At 58.2% G+C, this 2,483-nt stretch carries 2 protein-coding genes; both read left to right on the top strand.

Annotation, left to right across the window (positions count from 1 at the left end; translation table 11 throughout):
* Positions 1-13: 13 nt before the first annotated feature.
* Entirely contained in the window at positions 14-2,059 is a 2,046-nt protein-coding gene (locus tag O0S09_RS09920; protein WP_268923817.1) for a CoB--CoM heterodisulfide reductase iron-sulfur subunit A family protein, read from the top strand.
* On the top strand, positions 2,059-2,483 hold a 425-nt coding region (locus O0S09_RS09915; RefSeq protein ID WP_268923816.1), incomplete at its 3' end, for a hydrogenase iron-sulfur subunit. The genes O0S09_RS09920 and O0S09_RS09915, both read left to right, overlap by 1 nt.

Below are 2,483 nucleotides of genomic sequence, written 5' to 3'. Positions count from 1 at the left end.
GGAGGTCAGTAACATGGTCTATAGTGGAAAGAAAGCTGCTGAATCTTCCGCAGCGCCCGTTGAACCACGTATCGGTGTCTTCATCTGCCACTGCGGTACCAACATCGCCGGCTCGTTAGACGTCGTCGCCGTCAAAGAGTACGCCCAAACCCTTCCGCACGTCGTCGTTGCAGAAAACTACGCGTACATGTGCTCGACCCCCGGTCAGAACATGATCCACGACGACATCGAAAAGTATCACCTTACCGGTGTCGTCGTCGCCGCCTGCACCCCCCGTCTGCACGAACCCACCTTCCGTACCGCCACCGCGAACGGCGGCCTGAACCCGTTCCGGTTTGAGATGGCCAACATCCGTGACCAGGGTTCCTGGGTCCACATGCACGACTGGGACGGCGGCACCGCCAAAGCCAAAGACGCCGTCCGTATCGCCGTCGCCAAAGCCACCATGCTGGAAGACCTCTACCCGATGGCCGTCCCTGTCGAACACCGTGCCATGGTCGTCGGCGCCGGCGTCGCCGGAATCCAGACCTCCATGGACCTTGCCAAGGCTGGCATTGAAACCTACCTCATCGAGAAAGAACCTACCATCGGCGGCCGCATGTCCCAGCTGGACAAAACGTTCCCGACGCTCGACTGCTCCCAGTGCATTCTCTCCCCGAAGATGGCCGAAGCCGGCCGAATGCCGGGTATTAAACTCTACACCCTCGCCGAGGTTGAAGCAGTAGAAGGATACATCGGCAACTTCGACGTCACCATCCGCCGCCACGCCCGCGGTGTCCTGACCCCGGCCGAAGCCGCTGCCAAAGGCATCGTCGGCGGCGGCTGTACCGGCTGCGGTGACTGTGCCCAGGTCTGCCCTGTCGTCAAACCCAACACCTGGGAATTCGGCATGGCTCCAAGAAAGGCCATCTACATCCAGCACGCCCAGGTCGTCCCGCTGATCTACACGATCGACTTCAGTGCCTGTGTCAAATGCGGCCTCTGTGAGACTGCCTGCGGCACCAAGAAAGCCATCGACCTCAACATGGAAGACGAACTGTTCACCGTCAAGGTCGGCACCGTCATCCTTGCCACCGGCTACGAAACCTTCCCGATCGAACAGAAGAAAGAGTGGGGATACAAACTCTACGACAACGTCATCACCTCTCTCGAGTTCGAGCGGTTAATCTGCGCATCCGGTCCGACCGTTGGTCACCTGGTAAGACCCTCGGACGGCGAAACCCCGAAGTCCGTCGGTTTCGTCCTCTGTGCCGGGTCCCGGGACAACACCGGTATCGGCAAACCGTACTGCAGCCGTTTCTGCTGCATGTACTCGCTGAAACACGCTCACCAGGTCATCGAAAAGATCCCCGGCTGTAAAGCATACATCTTCTACATGGACATCCGTTCCTTCGGCAAAGCATATGAGGAGTTCTACTACCGTATCCAGCACGAAGGCGCGAAGTTCATCCGCGGCCGTGTTGCCCAGATCCAGGAACTGCCGAACAAGAATCTGCTGGTCGTTGCCGAGGATACCCTTCTTGGCATGCCGGTCGAGATCGAGGTCGACATCGTTGTGCTGGCCGCAGCAATTCAGCCGACCGCTGAGACGGAAGTCGTGCGCAGACACTTCGGTGTCTCCTGCTCTGCTGACAAGTGGCTGCTGGAAGCTCACCCGAAGCTTGACCCGTGCGGCACCACCACTGCCGGTGTGTACTTAGCCGGTGTCTGTCAGGGTCCGAAGGATATTCCTGACACCGTTGCCCAGGCTGAAGGTGCCGCGTCCGCTGCATCTATTCCAATCCATGCCGGTCAGGTCGAACTTGAGCCGTACTACGCCCAGTGCGTTGAATCCCTCTGTGCCGGCTGCGGTATGTGTGTCGGTCAGTGCCCGTACTCTGCTCTGTCGATGATCGTCAACGACGAAGGCCGTACCGTCATGACCGTCACTGCTGCCAAGTGTAAAGGCTGCGGTACGTGCGGCGGTTTCTGCCCCGGAGGTGCGATCAAGATGCAGCACTTCACGAGCCCGCAGATTCTTGCCCAGATTGATGCATTCTTCCTGGGAGGTGAACAGTAATGGCTGATGAGTGGAAACCGAAGATTATCGGTATCATCTGCAACTGGTGTTCCTACGCCGGAGCAGACGGTGCGGGGTCCGCCCGTACCCAGTACCCGCCGGACGTAAGAATTGTCCGGGTGATGTGTACCGGACGTATCGACACGCTCTTTGTCCTCAAGGCATTCGCCGACGGAGCAGACGGAGTTCTTGTATCCGGCTGTCACTTCGGTGACTGCCACTACCTTGCAGGAAACTTCAAGGCGGCAAAGAGAATGTTCCTCGTAAAGAGCATCATGCAGAACATGGGTCTGGAGCACAAACGTTTCCGTATGACCTTCGTCTCTGCATCCGAAGGAGCAAAGTGGGCGGTTGTGATCAACGATGTCATCAACACCGTAAAAGAGATCGGACCAAGCCCCATTGCAGCAGAAAGAAAGAGAAG

The sequence above is a fragment of the Methanocorpusculum vombati genome, assembly GCF_026891935.1.
Lineage (GTDB): Archaea > Halobacteriota > Methanomicrobia > Methanomicrobiales > Methanocorpusculaceae > Methanocorpusculum > Methanocorpusculum vombati.
The sequence above is the reverse complement of the archived record's forward strand: the minus strand, read 5'-3'. Positions and strand labels throughout refer to the sequence as shown.